This is a genomic window from Rhodococcus sp. Z6_132, assembly GCF_058133635.1.
The window spans coordinates 753,135-771,655 of sequence record NZ_JBYUNP010000002.1 but is presented as its reverse complement, the minus strand read 5'-3'; the positions used below and the strand labels follow the sequence as shown (position 1 = coordinate 771,655).

Here is an 18,521-nt window from a genome sequence, read left to right as displayed (position 1 = left end):
TCCGCCTCCGCAGCGGCACCGCCCGCGGAGGCGGGACGTCCACCGGAGCACCGGCGCTCGGTGCTGAGCACCCGCATCGCCCGCCTGCACGACGTGGAGCCACCGGCCGCCGCGCTCTCCCGAGCCGAGCTGGCCCAGCTGCGCGCGGCCCGCCGCCTCGGTGCCACCGGCACCGTCCTGATGGCCCTGGGCTCGCTGGGCGCCGGCGCCAACCCGGTGCTGCAGAACCCGCTGCAGGGGGTGCGCCTGCTGGGCCTGCCCGCCCGGATGCCCGCCACCGCGCTGGCCATCACCATCACCGGGATGATCCTGGTGGTGCTGGCGTGGCTGGTGATCGGCCGCTTCGCCAGGGGCGGCGCCCCGCGGCGGATGTCCCGCTCCCAGCTCGACCGCACGCTGCTGCTGTGGGCGCTGCCGCTCACCGTGGCCCCGCCGATGTTCAGCAAGGACGTCTACTCCTACCTGGCGCAGAGCGAGATCGCCGCCCGGGGGCTGGACCCGTACGTGCTCGGGCCGGCGCAGGCCCTGGGGGTGAGCAACGTCCTCACCCGCACGGTCCCCACCATCTGGCGGGACACCCCCGCCCCCTACGGGCCGTTCTTCCTGTGGATCGGGCGCGGCATCTCCTCGATCTCCCGGGACTCCATCCTCACCGGCATCTTCCTGCACCGGTTGCTGGCCCTGGTCGGGGTCGCGCTGATCGTGTGGGCCCTGCCCCGGCTGGCCCGGCGCTGCGGGGTGGCCCCGGTGTCCGCGCTGTGGCTGGGTGCGCTCAACCCGCTGGTGCTGTTCCACCTGGTCTCCGGGATCCACAACGAGGCTCTGATGATCGGCCTGATGCTGGCCGGGGTCGAGCTGGCGCTGCGCGGGGTGGAGACGGCCGGGCCGCTGCGCGGGCGGGCCCTGCTGCTCCTGCTCGCCGGCTCCGCCCTGGTGGGGCTCTCCGCCGCGGTCAAGGTGCCCTCGTTGCTGGCGCTGGGCTTCGTGGGGATGGCGCTGGCCCGGCGGTGGGGGGCGAGCCTGCGTGCGGTGGTGGCGGCCGGGGCCCTGCTGCTCGGGGTGACCGCGGCGGTGTTCCTGCTCGTCGGCGGGCTCAGCGGGCTGGGCTTCGGCTGGACCAAGACGCTGGGTACCGCCAACGCCGTGCGCTCCTGGATGTCGATGTCCACGCTGTCGGGCATGCTCACCGGCCTGGTGGGCAAGCTGCTGGGCCTGGGCGACCACACGTCGGCGATCCTCACCTTCACCCGGCTCATCGGCTCGGCGCTGGCGGCCTACGTGGGGGCCCGGATGCTCTTCGCGGTGCTGCGCGGGCGCCTGCACGCCGTGGGCGGGCTGGGCATCACCCTGGGAGCAGTGGTGCTGCTGTTCCCGGTGGTGCACCCCTGGTACCTGCTCTGGGCGGCGATCCCGCTCGCGGCGTGGGCGTCGGCGCCGGCCTACCGCCGGGTGGCGGTGGCGGTGTCCGCGGCCGTGGCGGTGCTGCTGATGCCCAACGGCGCGGAGTACCCGCCGTTCGTCATCGTGGAGGCCGCGGCGGCTGCCGTGGTCGTCGCCCTGGTCGCGATGTTCCTCACCCGCAGGGTGCTGCCGTGGCGGGAGTTCCTTCGGCCTGCCGCTCTGCCCGGTCGACCGGCCGCATACGCTGGCACCCCGTGACCTCTGCTTCCTCCGCGCCACCCGCTGCCGCCGTGCAGCTGCGCGACGTGGTCAAGTCCTTCGGTCCCACCACCGCGGTAGCCGGGCTCACCCTCGAGGTGCAGCCCGCCCAGGTGCTGGCGCTGCTCGGCCCCAACGGCGCCGGCAAGACCACCACCGTCGAGATGTGCGAGGGCTTCTCCGCCCCCGACTCCGGCACCGTGCGCGTGCTCGGCCTCGACCCGGTGGGCCAGAGCGACGAGCTGCGTCCGCGGATCGGGGTGATGCTGCAGGGTGGTGGCGCCTACCCGGGTGCGAAGGCCGGGGAGATGCTCCGCCTCATCGCGGCCTACTCCGACCGCCCGCACGACCCGGACTGGCTGCTGCGCACGCTGGGGCTCACCGACGCGGTGCGCACGCCCTACCGGCGGCTCTCCGGTGGGCAGCAGCAGCGCCTGGCGCTGGCCTGCGCGCTGGTCAACCGCCCGGAGCTGGTGTTCCTGGACGAGCCGACGGCCGGTCTGGACGCCCAGGCCCGGCTGCTGGTCTGGGACCTGGTGGACGGGCTGCGCCGCGACGGGGTGAGCGTGGTGCTCACCACCCACCTCATCGACGAGGCCGAGGAGCTGGCCGACCACGTGGCGATCGTGGACGCCGGTCGGATGGTCGCCGAGGGCACGCCCGCCGAGCTGACCACCGTCGGGGCCGAGCAGCAGCTGCGCTTCTCCGCGCCCAGCCGCCTGGACGTCGAGCTGTTGGCGCTGGCTCTGCCGGAGGGCTACATCACCTCGGAGCCACAGCCGGGGCGCTACCTGGTGGAGGGCGAGATCACCCCGCAGGTGCTGGCCACGGTCACCTCCTGGTGCGCGCGGATGGACGTGCTCGCCACTGACCTGCAGGTGGCACGACGCAGCCTAGAGGACGTGTTCCTCGAGCTGACCGGACGGGAGCTCAGACGATGACAGCGCAAGCCGATGCCCGCGGGCAGGCCGAGCCGCGCTTCCCCGCCGGCACCTTCGCACCGGACCCGCGGCCGGCCACCCCGGGGCGGATGCTGCTGGCCCAGGGCCGGCTGGAGCTGCTGCTGCTGCTGCGCAACGGCGAGCAGCTCCTGCTCACGATGCTCATCCCGATCACGCTGCTGGTGGGTCTGAGCCTGCTGCCGATCGTGGACCTGCCCGAGCCCCGGGTGGACTCGGTGGTGCCGGGTGTGATGGCTCTCGCCGTGATGTCCACCGCGTTCACCGGGCAGGCCATCGCGGTCGGCTTCGACCGCCGCTACGGCGCCCTCAAGCGGCTGGGCGCCACCCCGCTGCCGCGCTGGGGGATCCTCGGCGGCAAGGTGGCCGCGGTGCTCGTGGTGGTGGCGCTGCAGGCGCTGCTCCTCGGGGTGATCGGCCTGGCCATCGGCTGGCGGCCCAGCGTCGCTGGACTTGCCCTCGGCGTGATCGCCCTGGCAGTGGGCACCTTCGCCTTTGGCGCGCTGGGCCTGCTGATCGGCGGCTGGCTCAAGGCCGAGATCGTGCTGGCGCTGGCCAACATCATCTGGTTCGTGCTGCTGGGCCTCGGCGGCATCGTGGTTCCGCTGGACCGGCTGCCCGACGCCCTCGCCGAGATCGCCCGGCTGCTGCCCTCCGGGGCGCTCACCGAGGTGCTGCGCGAGGCGACCATGCACACGTCGGTGAACCTGACCGGGCTGCTGGCGCTGCTCGTGTGGGGTGTGGTGGGAGCGCTCGCCGCGACCCGCACCTTCCGCTTCACCTGACTCCCCCTACCATCGTTCACGTGCACCTCCCCGGCCTCTCGGCACTCCCCCAGCTGTCCGTTCCCGCCCAGCGCAGGTTCACCTTCGTGGCCGCGCTGACCCAGGCCGGGATCGCGGTCACCGGGGCGGTCGTGCGGGTCACCGGGTCGGGCCTGGGCTGCCCCACCTGGCCGCAGTGCTTCCCCGGCAGCATGGTGCCGACCGGCGCTCACGACGTCCCCGCCTACGAGCAGGCCATCGAGTTCGGCAACCGCCTGCTCACCTATGTGGTGACCGCGGCGGCGGTGGCGGCGCTGCTGGTGGTGCTGCGCGCAGGACGGCGCACGTCGCTCAAGCGCTACGCGTGGTCGCTGCCCCTGGGCACCGTGGTGCAGGCCGTGCTCGGCGGCATCACCGTGCTCACCGGGCTGGAGTGGTGGACCGTCGCCCTGCACCTGCTGGTGTCCACCGTACTGGTCTGGCTGGCGGTGCAGCTGCACGTCGGGGTGGGCCAGCCGGACACCGGGCAGCCGCACCTGACGGTGCCGCCGCCGCTGCGGACGCTGCTCGCAGTGGCCACCGCCGTGCTCGCCGCCCTGATGGTCGCCGGGACCATGGTCACCGGCGCAGGACCGCACGCCGGCAACTCCGAGACCCCCCGCCTGGACCTCGACATCCCGGCACTGGCCCAGCTGCACGCCGAGCTGCTGGTCGGCTACCTGGGCCTGCTCGTCGGTGCCTACTTCGCCTTCAAGGCGGTGGCCGCACCCCGCGCTGTCCTGCGGCAGTGGTGGATCCTCGCCGCGGTGGTGCTCGCTCAGGGCGGGATCGGGGTGGTGCAGTACTTCACCGGCGTCCCCGAGGCGCTGGTGGCCGCCCACGTCGCTGGTGCGTGTGCCACCACCTGGGCCATGGCCGCGCTCTGGGCCAGGACCCGCGTGCGGGCGTCACTCACCGAGGACCTGACCGACCGCTCGCCCCAGCTGAGCCCGGCCGCTGCCCACTAGGCCGCAGCGGCGGCCGGGGCGGCCTGCTCGCTAGCAGCCACCGCCACCCCCGTCGCCACCGCCACCGCCGTCACCGCCTCCGCCGTCGAAGGAGGAACCGCCGTGGGAGAAGGAACCGCCACCGTCGAAGCCGGACGTGGGGGACTCGCTGGTGGTCCGGCCCTGCGGGCCCGGGCGGTGCCGTCGCGCGACCAGGGTGGCGATGGCAACCACGACGAGCATGAGGCCCATGAAGACGAACGGGTTGTTCAGCGGCAGGTGGATCGCCCTGCGCACACCGTCGGGGACGAAGGCGAAGCGCACGTGCTCGTCGATCACCACGAGCGCAGGGATGCTCAGCAGCACGGCCAGCTGCAGGCCGGGGCCGGGACGACGACGACGCGCAGGCACGGGGGGCACAGCAGGACCCTAGTGCGGAGAAGGTGCGCGCGTGCGCCTTTCACGCACGCGCGCCGGGTGGGCTAGGCCAGGCGGGCCGAGCGCCGCACCCAGTCCGCCGGATCCCGGTCGACCACGCAGTACTCCCGACCGGCCGGGTCGCGCAGCACCGTCCAGTCCTCGGTGCGCCGCACCACCTCGGCGCCCAGACCCTCGTGCCTGCGCACCTCGGCGTCCCGGTCGGCCGCAGCGACGTCTAGGTGCGCCCGGGTGGGACCGCTCTCCTCGTCCAGCCGCTGCAGGAGCAGGTGCATCGGCAGCTCGTCGGGCGAGACGAGCCGCTCGAACACCATCGAGGTGATCCTCGGTTGCACCGGCCAGCCGGTCAGCTCGCGCCAGAACGCCGCCTCGGCGTCGTAGCGGTCCCGGGCGACGTCGATGCAGATCTGGTCGACCGCGGACGCGCCCTCCGGCCAGGGTGCCGGTGCCGCGCGGCGCGACTCCCCGGCGTGCGCCACCAAGCAGAACGGCAGGCCGCCGGGCGAGGTGAGCACCACCAGCCCGTCCCTGGGTCGGCTGGTGACCGTCGCCCCCAGCGCGGTGGCCTCGGCCACCGCCTGGTCGAGGCCGGCGACGTAGAGGTCGAGGTGCACCCGGGGCGCGTCGTCGACCTCCTGCAGCCACAGGTGTGGATCTGCGTCCACCGGCTCCAGCGGCACCAGCTCGCCGTGCTCTCCCCGGGGCGTGGCGGACACCGCGTGCCCGCTCACCGAGCTCCAGAACCGCGCGAGCTGCTCGCCCTGGGACGCTGGGGTGTCCAGGAAGGCGTTGATCCACCGCACCGGCACGTTCATCGCGTCGAGGCGGAGCTACTTGTCGCGGGCCAGGTACCCGGCCATCCTCTTGGCCAGGCCCTTGGGGGTCTTCACCGCGCCGGCGAGCTCACGGTCCCACTCGGCCTGCGTGGCGGTGGAGCGGGCCACCAGCTGCTCGGCGGTCTCCATGTCCGGAACCACCACGTCGCCCAGCGTGCCGTCGGCACCGACCAGCGTCACCCGCACGGCGCTGCGGCCGACGTACTGCACCACCGCGGTGGCACCGTCGCCGTGCTCGGCGGCGAACTTGTCCACCGTGCTCACCGCGCCCTTGGGGGCGTCGGGGTCGACTGGTTTCAGCTCGTTCGGCTCGCTGTCGCTCATGCGAGCACCTTAACGGGTCAGCCGGGGAGCCCATCGGGTAGGACTTACCCCGTGCGCGCCGTCCAGATCACCGCCACCGGCGGACCCGAGGTCCTCGTCCCCACCACCGTCGCCGAGCCCGTGCCGGGGCCGGGCGAGCTGCTGGTCAGCGTGGCCGCGGCGGGGGTCAACTACATCGACACCTACTACCGGACCGGCCAGTATCCGGTGGAGCTGCCGTCCGTGCCCGGCCTGGAGGGCGCCGGCGTGGTGCAGGCCCTCGGCGCGGACGTCACCGACTTCGCGGTGGGTGACCGGGTGGCCTGGTGCTCCGCACCGGGCAGCTACGCCGAGCAGGTGGTGGTGCCCGCCAGCGCCGCCGTGGCGGTACCGGCCGGCGTGCCGGACGACCAGGCGGCCTCGGCGCTGCTGCAGGGCATGACGGCGCACTACCTGCTCACCTCCACCTACCCGGCCCAGCCCGGCGACACGGTCCTGCTGCACGCCGGCGCGGGCGGGGTGGGGCTGATGCTGACCCAGCTGGCGGTGGCCGCGGGCGTCACCGTCATCACCACGGTGTCCACCGACGCCAAGGCCGAGCTCTCCCGCACGGCCGGCGCCGCGCACGTGCTGCGCTACGGCGACGACCTGGCTGCGCAGGTGCGCGAGCTGACGGCGGGCGAGGGGGTGGCGGCGGTCTACGACGGCGTGGGCGCGGCCACCTTCGACGCCAGCCTGGCCGCGCTGCGGGTGCGCGGGACCTTGGCGCTGTTCGGGGCCGCCAGCGGGCCGGTGCCACCGGTGGACCCCCAGCGGCTCAACGCGGCGGGGTCGCTCTACCTCACCCGCCCCACGCTGGCGCACTACACGCGCAACCGCCCGGAGCTCACCTGGCGAGCCGACGCCGTGTTCGGGGCCGTCGTTGACGGCACCCTGCGGGTGCGCGTGGGTGCCACCTACCCGCTGTCCGAGGCGGCCCAGGCGCACCGCGACCTGCAGGCGCGGTCCACCACGGGTTCGCTCGTGCTGCTGCCGGAGCCAAGCGGAAGGAACAGCTAGAGCAGGGTGGGCAGGTTCAGCACGGAGTCGACCGCGATGCCGATGAACAGCAGCGACAGGTACGTGTTGGACAGGTGGAAGAGCTTCATCGGGTTGGTCTGCCGACCGGCCTTGGTGGCCGCGTACAACCGGTGAGCCATCACCAGGAACCAGGCGCCGGTGAGCACGGCCACGGCGGCGTAGAGCCATCCGGTGGCCGGCAGCAGCAACAGGCTGACCGCCACCATCACCCAGCTGAAGAGCACGATCTTGCGCGTGACCTCCTGCGCGGTGGCCACCACCGGCAGCATCGGCACGCCGGCCGCGCGGTAGTCCTCCTTGTAGCGCATCGCCAGCGCCCAGGTGTGCGGCGGCGTCCAGAAGAAGATGATCCCGAACATGACCGCTGCCGGCCACTCCACCGTGCCGGTCACCGCGGCCCACCCGATGACCACCGGCATGCACCCGGCGGCGCCGCCCCACACCACGTTCTGGGTGGTGCGGCGCTTGAGCACCAGGGTGTAGACGAGGACGTAGAAGAGGATGGTCGCCACGGCGAGGACACCGGCGAACAAGTTGGTGGTGGCCCACAGCCAGAAGAAGGACAGCACGCCCAGCGCGAGCCCGAAGACCAGCGCGTGCCGGGTGGGCACGGTCTCTCGGGCGAGGGCGCGTCGCGCTGTGCGCTTCATCACCTTGTCGATGTCGGCGTCAGCCACGCAGTTGAGCGTGTTGGCGCTGGCCGCGGCGAGCATCCCACCGAACAGGGTGGTGAGCACCAGCAGCGGCAGGGGCAGCGGCAGGGGGTCGACACCGCGCTGCGCCAGCAGCATCGCCGGGATGGTGGTGACCAGCAGCAGCTCGATCACGCGGGGCTTGGTCAGCCCGACGTAGGCGCCCACCTTGGCGCGAAGGCGCTGACCAGCACCGTGGCCCGGCCCCGGCGTCGCCTGCGCTCGGCTGGTCCGTTCCGCTGTCCGCACCGCTTCTCCTCAAATAAGATTCGGCCGTCAGTACAGAACTGTGACCCTCTACCGCGAGCAATGGTAGACGGCCTGCGGGCCACCACCCGCCCCGCACCGAGGAGTGTGGCGAGAACGTCAGCCCCGGGGTGACGGGGGCATCGGCAGCCGGTGGCGCCCAAGATCATCGCCGACATCGTCATTGTGGTGCAGCCGCACTAGGCTTGGCCGCAGACAACGGGCAACCGGAGGCAGGACCCCGACGCCACCCTGTGCGCCGCACGGCGTTGACGTCGGGTCTCACCGCTGGTCCCACCCAGCAACAGTGTCAGGAGCCCCACGACGTGCCGGTGACCGCCGAGATCAGTGCCCTCACTCGACCCAACTACCCCGACGGCTGGTCGGAGCTGGACACCCGCGCCGTGGACACCGCGCGGGTGCTGGCCGCCGACGCCGTGCAGCACAAGGGCAACGGCCACCCCGGCACCGCGATGAGCCTGGCGCCGCTGGCCTACACCCTCTTCCAGCGGGTGATGCGCCACGACCCCACGGACGCGGACTGGATCGGTCGCGACCGCTTCGTGCTCTCCGCCGGGCACTCCAGCCTGACGCTGTACATCCAGCTGTACCTGGCCGGCTACGGGCTGGAGCTGCAGGACCTCAAGGAGCTGCGCACCTGGGGCTCGGCCACCCCCGGCCACCCCGAGCACCGGCACACCCCGGGCATCGAGATCACCACCGGCCCGCTGGGCCAGGGGCTGGCCTCGGCCGTGGGCATGGCGATGGCGGCCCGCCGCGAGCGCGGCCTGTTCGACCCGGAGCCGGAGCTGGGCGAGAGCCCGTTCGACCACCACGTCTACGTGATCGCCTCCGACGGTGACATCGAGGAGGGCATCACCTCCGAGGCGTCCTCGCTCGCCGGCACCCAGCAGCTCGGCAACCTCGTGGTGATCTACGACGACAACAAGATCTCCATCGAGGACAACACCGACATCGCGCTGAGCGAGGACACCGCCAAGCGCTACGAGGCCTACGGCTGGCACGTGCAGGTGGTGGAGGGCGGCGAGGACGTCGTGGCCATCGAGCGGGCGCTGCTGGCAGCCCGGGACGAGACGAGCCGTCCCTCGATCATCGTGCTGCGCACCATCATCGGCTACCCCGCCCCGAAGAAGATGAACACCGGTGCCGCGCACGGTGCCGCTCTCGGCGACGAGGAGGTCGCCGCCGTCAAGAAGGAGCTGGGCTTCGACCCGGAGAAGTCCTTCGAGGTGAGCGACGAGGTCATCAAGCACACCCGGCAGGCCAAGGACCGCGGCACCGCGGCGCACGAGGACTGGGAGCCCACCTTCCAGGCCTGGGCCGAGCGCGAGCCCGAGCGCAAGCAGCTGCTGGACCGGCTCCTGGGCCGCACGCTGCCCGACGGCTACGCCGACAACCTCCCCACCTGGTCCACCGACGACAAGGCCGTCGCCACCCGCAAGGCGTCGGAGGCCGTGCTCAACGCCCTCGGCCCGGTGCTGCCCGAGCTGTGGGGCGGCTCGGCCGACCTGGCCGGCAGCAACAACACCACCATCAAGGGCTCGGACTCCTTCGGCCCCACGTCGATCTCCACCGACACCTGGACCGCCCAGCCCTACGGGCGCACCCTGCACTTCGGGGTCCGCGAGCACGCCATGGCGGCGGCGCTCAACGGCATCGCGCTGCACGGGCCCACTCGCCCCTACGGCGGCACCTTCCTGGTGTTCAGCGACTACGAGCGTCCCGCGCTGCGGCTGGCCGCGCTGATGAAGTCGGCCGTCATCCACGTCTGGACGCACGACTCCATCGGCCTCGGCGAGGACGGCCCCACCCACCAGCCGATCGAGCACCTGGCCACGCTGCGGGCCATTCCCGGTTTCAGCGTGGTGCGCCCTGGCGACGCCAACGAGACCGCCGCCGCCTGGAAGGCCGTGCTGGAGCGCCCCGAGGGCCCCGCCGGTCTGGCGCTCACCAGGCAGAACATCCCGATCCTGGCGGGCACCAGCACCGAGGGCGTCGCCCGCGGCGGCTACGTGCTGCAGGACGCCGAGGCGGGCCCGCTGCAGGTGATCCTCATCGGCACCGGCTCCGAGCTGCAGATCGCGGTGGCCACCCGGGAGACGCTGGAGGCACAGGGCATCGGTGCGCGCGTGGTCTCCATGCCCTGCGTGGAGTGGTTCGAGGAGCAGGACGCCGACTACCGGGAGTCCGTGCTCCCCGCCGCGGTCAAGGCCCGCGTGGCGGTGGAGGCGGCCTCGCCGCTGACCTGGTACCGCTACGTCGGGGACGCCGGCGAGATCGTCGGCCTCGACCACTTCGGTGCGTCCGCCGACTACGAGACGCTCTACCGAGAGTTCGGCATCACCGATGAGGCGGTGACGGCTGCCGCGCAGCGGTCCCTCGCCCGAGTGGAGGCATGACAACCATGACAGACGTGAACACCGCAGGCACCAGCCCTGCGACCGAGCAGAACCCGAACCTGGCCGCGCTGTCGGCGGCCGGGGTGAGCGTGTGGCTGGACGACCTCTCCCGGGAGCGGCTGCGCACCGGGAACCTGGCGCAGCTGGTGCAGACCCGCAGCATCGTGGGCGTCACCACCAACCCGACGATCTTCGCCGGGGCGCTGTCCAAGGGCGACGCCTACGACGCCCAGCTGCGTGAGCTGGCCGCCCAGGGCGCTGACCTCGACACCACCGTGCGGGTGCTGACCACCGACGACGTCCGGGAGGCCTGCGACGTCCTGCGCCCGGCGTGGGAGGCCAGCAGCGGCCGCGACGGCCGGGTCTCCATCGAGGTCGACCCCCGCCTGGCGCACGAGACCGACAAGACCGTCGAGCAGGCGGTCGAGCTGTGGAAGATCGTCGACCGGCCGAACGCGATGATCAAGATCCCCGCCACCGAGGAGGGGCTGTCGGCCATCACCCAGACCCTGGCCCAGGGAATCAGCGTCAACGTGACCCTGATCTTCTCCGTCGAGCGGCACCGTGCGGTGATCGACGCCTTCCTCGACGGGCTGGAGCAGGCCAGGACGGCCGGGCACGACCTCGCCACCATCGAGAGCGTGGCGTCGTTCTTCGTCTCCCGCGTGGACAGCGAGGTGGACAAGCGCCTGGAGGCCATCGGCACGCCGGAGGCGATGGAGCTGCGCGGCAAGGCTGCCCTGGCCAACGCCCGCCTGGCCTACGGCGCCTTCGAGGAGGTCTTCCAGGTCGGCTCCCGCTGGGCCGAGCTGGCCAAGGAGGGCGCACACCCGCAGCGCCCGCTGTGGGCCTCCACCGGAGTGAAGAACCCCGACTACTCCGACACCATGTACGTCAGCGAGCTCGTGGCGCCGAACACGGTGAACACCATGCCGGAGAAGACCCTGGAGGCCTTCGCCGACCACGGCGTGGTCACCGGCGACACCGTCAGCGACACCTCGGTGGCCGCCCAGGAGGTGTTCGACAGCCTGGAGCGCGTGGGCATCGACATCACCGAGGTCTTCCTCGCGCTGGAGAACGAGGGCGTGGAGAAGTTCATGGGCTCCTGGTCCGAGCTGTCCGAGACCGTGCAGGGCCAGCTGGACAGCGCCGCGAAGGCCTGAGCACGGCTGGTCCACCCGCCCCGAGCAACGAACGTCGAGCGACACCGAGGAGTACCTAGTGGCCCCTTCCGCCGGGTGGACCAACCCGCTGGCCGAGGGCTGGGTCAACCCGCTGCGTGACAGCAGGGACAAGCGGCTGCCGAGGATCGCCGGGCCTTGTGGCCTGGTGATCTTCGGCGTCACCGGTGACCTGGCCCGCAAGAAGCTGATGCCGGCCGTGTACGACCTGGCCAACCGAGGCCTGCTGCCGCCCGGCTTCGCGCTCGTCGGGTTCGCCCGGCGGGAGTGGGCCGACGAGGACTTCGGCAAGGTGGTGCACGACGCGGTGCGCGAGTACGCCCGCACGCCGTTCCGCGAGGACGTCTGGAACGCCCTCGCCGAGGGGTTCCGCTTCGTGCAGGGCAGCTTCGACGACGACGCGGCGTTCGACAGCCTGGCCGCCACCCTCGCCGAGCTCGACCGGGTGCGGGGCACCGGCGGCAACCACGCGTTCTACCTGTCGGTGCCGCCGGCGGCGTTCCCCACCGTCTGCGAGCAGCTGTCCCGCTCGGGCCTGGCCAAGCAGACCGACGGGGAGTGGCGGCGGGTGGTGATCGAGAAGCCCTTCGGCCACGACCTGCAGAGCGCCCGCGAGCTCAACGCGGTGGTCAACGAGGTGTTCCCCGAGGACTCGGTGTTCCGCATCGACCACTACCTCGGCAAGGAGACGGTGCAAAACATCCTGGCGCTGCGCTTCGCCAACCAGCTGTTCGACCCGATCTGGAACGCCCACTACGTCGACCACGTGCAGATCACCATGGCCGAGGACATCGGGCTCGGTGGCCGGGCCGGCTACTACGACGGCATCGGCGCCGCCCGCGACGTCATCCAGAACCACCTGCTGCAGCTGCTGGCGTTCATCGCCATGGAGGAGCCGATCAGCTTCGACCCGCACGAGCTGCAGGCCGAGAAGATCAAGGTGCTCTCCGCCACCCGGCTGGTGCAGCCGCTGGACGACACCACCGCCCGCGGGCAGTACACCGGCGGCTGGCAGGGCGGCCAGCAGGTGGTGGGGCTGCTGGAGGAGGAGGGCTTCGCCAAGGACTCCACCACCGAGACGTTCGCGGCGATCACCGTGGACGTGGACACCCGCCGCTGGGCGGGGGTGCCGTTCTACCTGCGCACCGGCAAGCGGCTGGGCCGGCGGGTCACCGAGATCGCGGTGGTGTTCAAGCGGGCGCCACACCTGCCCTTCGACAGCACCATGACCGAGGAGCTGGGCCAGAACGCACTGGTCATCCGGGTGCAGCCCGACGAGGGCATCACCATGCGCTTCGGCTCCAAGGTCCCCGGCAGCGGGATGGAGGTGCGCGACGTGAGCATGGACTTCAGCTACGGCCAGGCCTTCACCGAGTCCTCCCCCGAGGCCTACGAGCGGCTCATCCTGGACGTGCTGCTGGGCGAGCCGTCGCTGTTCCCGGTGAACGCCGAGGTGGAGCTGTCCTGGAAGATCCTCGACCCGGTCATCCGGCACTGGGCCGCGGAGGGGCGCCCCGAGCCCTACGTCTCGGGCACCTGGGGACCGGAGTCGGCGCACGAGATGATGGCCCGCAGCGGCCGCAGCTGGAGACGACCATGATCATCGACCTCCCGGCCACCACCACCGGCAAGGTGAACCGGCAGATCGTCGACCTCCGCAAGAGCGGCGGCGCGGTCACCCTCGGGCGGGTGCTCACCCTGGTGATCTCCACCGACGACAACGTGCAGACCGAGGCCATCATCGACGCGGCCAACGACGCCAGCCGGGAGCACCCCTGCCGGGTGATCGTGCTGGCTCGCGGTGCTCGCAAGGCCGCCACCCGCCTGGACGCACAGATCCGGGTGGGCGGTGACGCCGGCGCCTCGGAGGTGGTGGTGCTGCGGCTCTACGGCCCGCTCGCTGACCACGCCGCCAGCGCCGCGGTGCCCTTCCTCCTGCCGGACACCCCGGTGATGGCCTGGTGGCCCGGCGAGCCGCCGGCCAACCCCGCCGCCGACCCGGTGGGCCAGCTCGCCACCCGGCGGATCACCGACGCGTCCTCGTCCAAGAACCCCGGTCGCGCCCTGCTGCAGCGCGCGGCGAGCTACGCCCCCGGCGACACCGACCTGTCGTGGAGCCGGCTGACCACCTGGCGGGCCCTGCTGGCCAGCGCGCTGGACCAGCCGCCCTACGACCCGGTGCGCTCGGCGACGGTCACCGGTGGACCCGACTCCCCCTCCTCGGACTTGCTGGCCGGGTGGCTCGCGGCGTTCCTGGACGTGCCGGTCAAGCGGGTGCGCAAGGGCGAGGGTCTGGGCTCGGTGGTGCTGGACCGGGTGTCCGGCCCGGTGGCGCTGGTGCGCCCGGCCGGCACCGCGGGGGTGCTCACCCAGCCCGGTCAGCCCGACCGGGCGGTGGCGCTGGGGCGCCGCCAGATCAAGGAGTGCCTGTCCGAGGAGATGCGGCGGCTGGACTCCGACGAGATCTACGCCCGCGCGCTGCAGGGGCTGACCATGGTGAAGCGATCCCGGTCGGCAACCTCCCGGTTCGCGGCGGACGACGGCTCGGCCAGCCACGAGGAGATGGTGTGAGCACGCCGCAGGTGGTGGTGCACAGCAACGCGGACGTGCTGGCTGCGGCCCTGGCGGCTCGGCTGGTGACCACGCTGGTGGACGCGCAGACGGCCAAGGGCAGCGCCTCGGTGGTGCTCACCGGCGGCGGGGTGGGCATTGCCCTGCTGGAGCAGCTGCGCAGCTCCCCCGCCTGCTACGCGGTGGACTGGTCCAGGGTGGACGTGTACTTCGGCGACGAGCGCTTCCTGCCCACCGGCGACCCGGAGCGCAACGAGACGCAGGCGCGGCTCGCCCTGCTGGACCACGTCGGGGTCGATCCCGAGCGGGTGTTCGCCATGCCGGCCTCCGACGGACCCGACGGCGACGACCCGGAGGCGGCCGCCCGGCGGTACGCAGCGGTGCTCGCCGGGCAGGCCCAGCCGGAGGACCACGGCGCGGTACCTCGCTTCGACGTGCTGATGCTGGGCATGGGCGGCGAGGGCCACGTGGCGTCGATCTTCCCCGAGTCACCCGCGGTGCACGAGACCGAGCGCAGCGTGGTGGGGGTGCGCGGCTGCCCCAAGCCGCCGCCCACCCGCATCTCCCTGACCCTGCCCGCCATCCGGCAGGCCGCCCAGGTGTGGCTGTGCGTGGCCGGGGAGGCCAAGGCAGCCGCGGTGCAGCTGGCGCTGGAGGGCGCGGGCGAGGTGGCTCTGCCCGCCGCGGGGGCCACCGGCCAGCGACGCACCCTGTGGGCGCTGGACCGCTCCGCCGCGGCGCGCCTGCCCCGGGAGCTGCTGCCGCCGCTGAGCTAGCCGCGGACCGACACGACGCCGCCCGGCGGTCCCTCGCGGGACGGCCGGGCGGCGTCGTGAGATCAGCTGTGCTGGTCGATCAGTGGGCGGCGCTCAGACGTCGAGCTTGATCGCCAGGCCGATGCCGACGATGCAGACCACCCAGATCAGGCCGATGAAGATGGTGATCCGGTCGAGGTTCTTCTCCACCACGTTCGAGCCGGACAGGTTCGACTGCACGCCACCACCGAAGAGGGTGGACAGTCCGCCGCCCTTGCCGCGGTGCAGCAGGATGAGCAGGATCAGCGCCATGCTGGCGATGATGAGCACAATCTGCAGGAACAGCTTCATGTAAGTCCTAGCTCTTTGGTCGCTCGGTGGTCGGTCTCGGTCGTGCGCGCGCCCAGCCTAACGCCCTGGTCGCCGCCCCCTCTCGGGTGGCGGCGACCAGGACGTGTCCGGCTCAGGGCAACGGTCCCCCGGCGGCGATCGCGCACAGGGTGGCGAACTCCTCGCCCTTGAGGCTCGCGCCGCCGACGAGGGCACCGTCGACGTCGTTCTCGGCGACGATCTCGCCGACGTTCTTGGAGGTCACCGAGCCGCCGTAGAGCACGCGGACCGCAGCCCCGGCGGCGGCGCCGCCGAGCTCCACGAGCTCCTTGCGCAGCGCACCGCACACCTCCTGGGCGTCGGCCGGAGTGGCCACCCGCCCGGTGCCGATGGCCCACACCGGCTCGTAGGCGACCACCACGGACGCCACCTGCTCCGGGGTGCAGCCCGCGAGCGAACCACGCAGCTGGTTGACCGAGTAGCTCACCTGGTCACCAGCCTCGCGGACCTCCAGGCCCTCCCCCACGCACACGATGGGCGTGAGGCCGTGCCGGAAGGCCGCAGCGACCTTGGCCGAGACCACGGCGTCGGTCTCCGCGTGCATGCTGCGGCGCTCGGAGTGTCCGACCACCACGTAGGTGCAGCCCAGCTTGGCCAGCATGGAGCCGCTGATCTCACCGGTGTAGGCACCCGAGTCGTGCGCCGAGACGTCCTGGGCCCCGTAGGTCAGCCGCAGCTTGTCCCCGTCGATCAGGGTCTGCACGCTGCGGATGTCGGTGAAGGGCGGCACGACCGCCACGTCCACCTTGTCGAAGTACTTGTCCGGCAGGGCGAACGCGATCTTCTGCACCAGGGCGATGGCCTCGAGGTGGTTGAGGTTCATCTTCCAGTTGCCCGCGATCAGCGGGGTGCGGGAGCTCTTTGCCGTCGTCATCACGCCTCCAGCACTGCGAGGCCGGGGAGCTCTTTGCCCTCGAGGTACTCCAGCGACGCCCCACCACCGGTGGAGATGTGCGAGAAGCCGTCCTCGGGCAGGTCCAGCAGGCGCACCGCCGCGGCGGAGTCACCGCCACCCACCACGCTGAACGCACCGTCGCGGGTGGCGGAGATGATGGCCTCGGCCACGCCTCGGGTACCACCGGCGAAGTTGGACATCTCGAACACGCCCATCGGGCCGTTCCAGAAGATCGTCCTCGCCTGCAGCAGACCACCGGTGAAGCGCTCCACCGTGGCCGGGCCGATGTCCAGACCCATGTGGCCCACCGGGATCTCGGTGGCGGGCACGGTCTGCACCGGCACGGTGCCGGAGAAGGCCTCCGCGACGACCAGGTCGACAGGCAGGTGAATCTTCTCGCCGAACCGCTCGAGCAGGTCGCGGCAGGTCTCGATCATCTCCGGCTGCAGCAGCGAGTCGCCGACCATGTGTCCCTGGGCGGCCAGGAAGGTGAAGCACATCCCGCCGCCGATGAACAGCGCGTCGACCTTCGGTGCGAGGGCCTCGATGACCGACAGCTTGTCGCTCACCTTGGACCCACCCAGCACCACCGCGTACGGCTTGGGCGAGTCGCCGGTGAGGGTGGCGAGCACCTTCACCTCCGCCTCGACCAACAGCCCGGCGTGGTGCGGCAGGCGCTGGGCCACGTCGTATACCGACGCCTGCTTGCGGTGCACCACACCGAACCCGTCGGAGACGAACGCGCCGTTGGTGCCGGTGAGCGACACCAGCGCGTCCGCCAGCTCGCCGCGCTCCTCGTCGGACTTCGACGTCTCGCGCGGGTCGAACCGGATGTTCTCCAGCAGCAGCACGTCGCCGTCGGCCAGGTCGGCCGCGAGGCGCCGGGCCGAGGGGCCCACCACGTCGTCGGCCAGGGCCACCGGGCGGCCGAGCGCGTCGCCGAGCCGAGCCGCGACCGGGCCCAGCGACAGCGCGGGGTCGGGCTCGCCCTTGGGGCGACCCAGGTGCGCGGTGACGATCACCCGGGCGCCGGCCTCAGCCAGCGTGGTCAGCGTCGGGGCCGAGGCCTCGATGCGGCCGGCATCGGTGATGGTGCCGTCCTCGAGCGGGACGTTGAGGTCCGAGCGCACCAGGACGGTGCGTCCTGCGACGCCCGCGTCCAGGAGGTCCTGCAGAGTCTGCACAGCCCGGCTCAGAGCTTGGAGCCGACGAGACCGGTGAGGTCAACCAGGCGGTTGGAGTAGCCCCACTCGTTGTCGTACCAGCCGACGATCTTGACCTGGTTGTCGATCACCTTGGTGAGGCCAGAGTCGAAGATGCACGACGCCGGGTCGGTGACGATGTCGGAGGACACGATGGGCGCCTCGGTGTAGACCAGGATGCCCTTGAGCTCGCCGTCGGCGGCCGCGCGGAACGCCTCGTTGACCTGCTCCACCGTGACCGGCTTGGAGACGGTGACGGTGAGGTCGGTGGCGGAGCCGGTCGGCACGGGCACGCGCAGCGCGTAGCCGTCGAGCTTGCCCTTCAGCTGGGGCAGCACCAGGCTGATCGCCTTGGCGGCACCGGTGGAGGTGGGCACCACGTTGAGGGCGGCGGCGCGGGCGCGGCGCGGGTCCTTGTGCGGGCCGTCCTGCAGGTTCTGGTCGGCGGTGTAGGCGTGGATGGTGGTCATCAGGCCACGCTCGATGCCGAACGCCTCGTCCAGGACCTTGGCCATCGGGCCGAGGCAGTTGGTGGTGCAGGAGGCGTTGGAGATGATGTCCTGGCTGCCGTCGTAGTCGCCGTCGTTGACGCCCATGACCACGGTCAGGTCCTCACCCTTGGCGGGCGCGGAGACGATGACCTTCTTGGCACCGGCGTCGAGGTGGCCGCGGGCCTTGTCGGCGTCGGTGAAGATGCCGGTGGACTCGATGACCACGTCGACGTTCAGCTCGCCCCAGGGCAGGGCCGAGGGGCCCTCCTTGATGGCGAGGGCCTTGATGCGCTGCTCGCCCACGACGATGTAGTCACCGTCGACGGAGACCTCCTGCGGCAGGCGGCCCAGGATGGAGTCGTACTTGAGCAGGTGCGCGAGGCTCTCCGGCGGAGTCAGGTCGTTCACCGCCACGATCTCGATGTCGGTGGAGCCGGCCGCGCGCTGCGCCTCCACCGCCCGGAAGAAGTTCCGACCAATACGACCGAAGCCGTTCACGCCTACCCGGACCGTCACAGTGCACTCCTCATCATCGGATGTCGCTGGAAACTCGGTGTTGCCAAAGCTCAGTACCGCGAGAAACTCGGTGCCACCAAGAGCAGCGGCGGTGAATCGTTGCTGGTCGCAAGTCCATTCCCACGAGCGGTGGAGAA

18 protein-coding genes are annotated in these 18,521 nt (G+C 72.0%); 10 read left to right on the top strand and 8 right to left on the bottom strand.

Annotated features, from left to right (window positions below):
* Positions 1-60 precede the first annotated feature (60 nt).
* The 4 genes from mptB to AC3YO9_RS10285 are packed head-to-tail and all read left to right on the top strand — an operon-like array spanning position 61 to position 4,389.
* Complete coding sequence (mptB, locus tag AC3YO9_RS10300) at positions 61-1,659, top strand: polyprenol phosphomannose-dependent alpha 1,6 mannosyltransferase MptB (protein WP_489983460.1); 1,599 nt, start codon at positions 61-63, stop codon at positions 1,657-1,659.
* Complete coding sequence (locus AC3YO9_RS10295; RefSeq protein WP_489983056.1) at positions 1,656-2,600, top strand: ABC transporter ATP-binding protein; 945 nt, start codon at positions 1,656-1,658, stop codon at positions 2,598-2,600. Before mptB ends, AC3YO9_RS10295 begins: the two co-directional genes overlap by 4 nt.
* Positions 2,597-3,403, top strand: coding sequence for an ABC transporter permease (locus AC3YO9_RS10290; RefSeq protein WP_127783106.1), 807 nt, complete (start codon positions 2,597-2,599; stop codon positions 3,401-3,403). Before AC3YO9_RS10295 ends, AC3YO9_RS10290 begins: the two co-directional genes overlap by 4 nt.
* A gap of 11 nt (positions 3,404-3,414) precedes the next feature.
* A complete protein-coding gene (locus AC3YO9_RS10285; RefSeq protein WP_489983459.1) occupies positions 3,415-4,389 on the top strand; it encodes a COX15/CtaA family protein in 975 nt (324 codons plus the stop codon).
* A 30-nt stretch (positions 4,390-4,419) separates the two neighbouring features.
* Here AC3YO9_RS10285 and AC3YO9_RS10280 read toward each other — a convergent pair whose 3' ends face one another.
* The 3 genes from AC3YO9_RS10280 to AC3YO9_RS10270 all read right to left on the bottom strand — a co-directional run bounded on the left by AC3YO9_RS10280 (position 4,420) and on the right by AC3YO9_RS10270 (position 5,966).
* On the bottom strand, positions 4,420-4,788 hold the full coding sequence (locus tag AC3YO9_RS10280; protein ID WP_127783107.1) for a hypothetical protein: 369 nt from the start codon (positions 4,786-4,788) through the stop codon (positions 4,420-4,422).
* A 62-nt stretch (positions 4,789-4,850) separates the two neighbouring features.
* Positions 4,851-5,621 carry a VOC family protein gene (locus AC3YO9_RS10275; protein WP_127783108.1) on the bottom strand — a complete coding sequence of 257 codons (771 nt, stop codon included), beginning with the start codon at positions 5,619-5,621 and terminating at the stop codon, positions 4,851-4,853.
* Between the two features lie 15 nt (positions 5,622-5,636).
* Complete coding sequence (locus tag AC3YO9_RS10270; protein ID WP_127783109.1) at positions 5,637-5,966, bottom strand: hypothetical protein; 330 nt, start codon at positions 5,964-5,966, stop codon at positions 5,637-5,639.
* 51 nt (positions 5,967-6,017) lie between these two features.
* On the opposite strand from AC3YO9_RS10270, the gene AC3YO9_RS10265 reads away from it, so the two are divergent.
* Positions 6,018-7,004 (top strand): quinone oxidoreductase family protein, encoded by a 987-nt coding sequence (locus AC3YO9_RS10265; protein WP_489983055.1) that lies wholly within the window; start codon positions 6,018-6,020, stop codon positions 7,002-7,004.
* Here the strand turns inward: AC3YO9_RS10265 and AC3YO9_RS10260 are convergent.
* Positions 7,001-7,966 carry a heme o synthase gene (locus AC3YO9_RS10260; protein WP_127783111.1) on the bottom strand — a complete coding sequence of 322 codons (966 nt, stop codon included), beginning with the start codon at positions 7,964-7,966 and terminating at the stop codon, positions 7,001-7,003. The two genes, AC3YO9_RS10265 and AC3YO9_RS10260, sit on opposite strands and share 4 nt — an antisense overlap.
* A gap of 323 nt (positions 7,967-8,289) precedes the next feature.
* Here AC3YO9_RS10260 and tkt point away from each other — a divergent pair, with 323 nt between their 5' ends.
* From tkt to pgl, 5 genes are read left to right on the top strand one after another with little or no spacing between them, the layout of a single operon-like run.
* Positions 8,290-10,383 (top strand): transketolase, encoded by a 2,094-nt coding sequence (tkt, locus tag AC3YO9_RS10255; protein WP_489983054.1) that lies wholly within the window; start codon positions 8,290-8,292, stop codon positions 10,381-10,383.
* A complete protein-coding gene (gene tal / locus AC3YO9_RS10250; protein ID WP_241248873.1) occupies positions 10,380-11,546 on the top strand; it encodes a transaldolase in 1,167 nt (388 codons plus the stop codon). Before tkt ends, tal begins: the two co-directional genes overlap by 4 nt.
* Positions 11,547-11,604: 58 nt before the next feature.
* Positions 11,605-13,164 carry a glucose-6-phosphate dehydrogenase gene (gene zwf, locus AC3YO9_RS10245; protein WP_241248874.1) on the top strand — a complete coding sequence of 520 codons (1,560 nt, stop codon included), beginning with the start codon at positions 11,605-11,607 and terminating at the stop codon, positions 13,162-13,164.
* Complete coding sequence (gene opcA / locus AC3YO9_RS10240) at positions 13,161-14,135, top strand: glucose-6-phosphate dehydrogenase assembly protein OpcA (RefSeq protein ID WP_489983053.1); 975 nt, start codon at positions 13,161-13,163, stop codon at positions 14,133-14,135. Before zwf ends, opcA begins: the two co-directional genes overlap by 4 nt.
* A complete protein-coding gene (gene pgl, locus AC3YO9_RS10235; protein WP_489983052.1) occupies positions 14,132-14,911 on the top strand; it encodes a 6-phosphogluconolactonase in 780 nt (259 codons plus the stop codon). Before opcA ends, pgl begins: the two co-directional genes overlap by 4 nt.
* Positions 14,912-15,004: 93 nt before the next feature.
* Here pgl and secG read toward each other — a convergent pair whose 3' ends face one another.
* From secG to gap, 4 genes are all read right to left on the bottom strand, one after another.
* Positions 15,005-15,241 (bottom strand): preprotein translocase subunit SecG, encoded by a 237-nt coding sequence (gene secG / locus AC3YO9_RS10230; protein WP_127783115.1) that lies wholly within the window; start codon positions 15,239-15,241, stop codon positions 15,005-15,007.
* A 112-nt stretch (positions 15,242-15,353) separates the two neighbouring features.
* A complete protein-coding gene (gene tpiA / locus AC3YO9_RS10225; RefSeq protein WP_489983051.1) occupies positions 15,354-16,154 on the bottom strand; it encodes a triose-phosphate isomerase in 801 nt (266 codons plus the stop codon).
* A complete protein-coding gene (locus AC3YO9_RS10220; protein ID WP_277601694.1) occupies positions 16,154-17,359 on the bottom strand; it encodes a phosphoglycerate kinase in 1,206 nt (401 codons plus the stop codon). The genes tpiA and AC3YO9_RS10220 overlap by 1 nt, the downstream gene beginning before the upstream one ends.
* An 8-nt stretch (positions 17,360-17,367) precedes the next feature.
* Positions 17,368-18,384, bottom strand: a complete 1,017-nt coding sequence (gene gap / locus AC3YO9_RS10215) for a type I glyceraldehyde-3-phosphate dehydrogenase (RefSeq protein ID WP_127783118.1) — start codon at positions 18,382-18,384, stop codon at positions 17,368-17,370.
* Between the last annotated feature and the right edge of the window lie 137 nt (positions 18,385-18,521).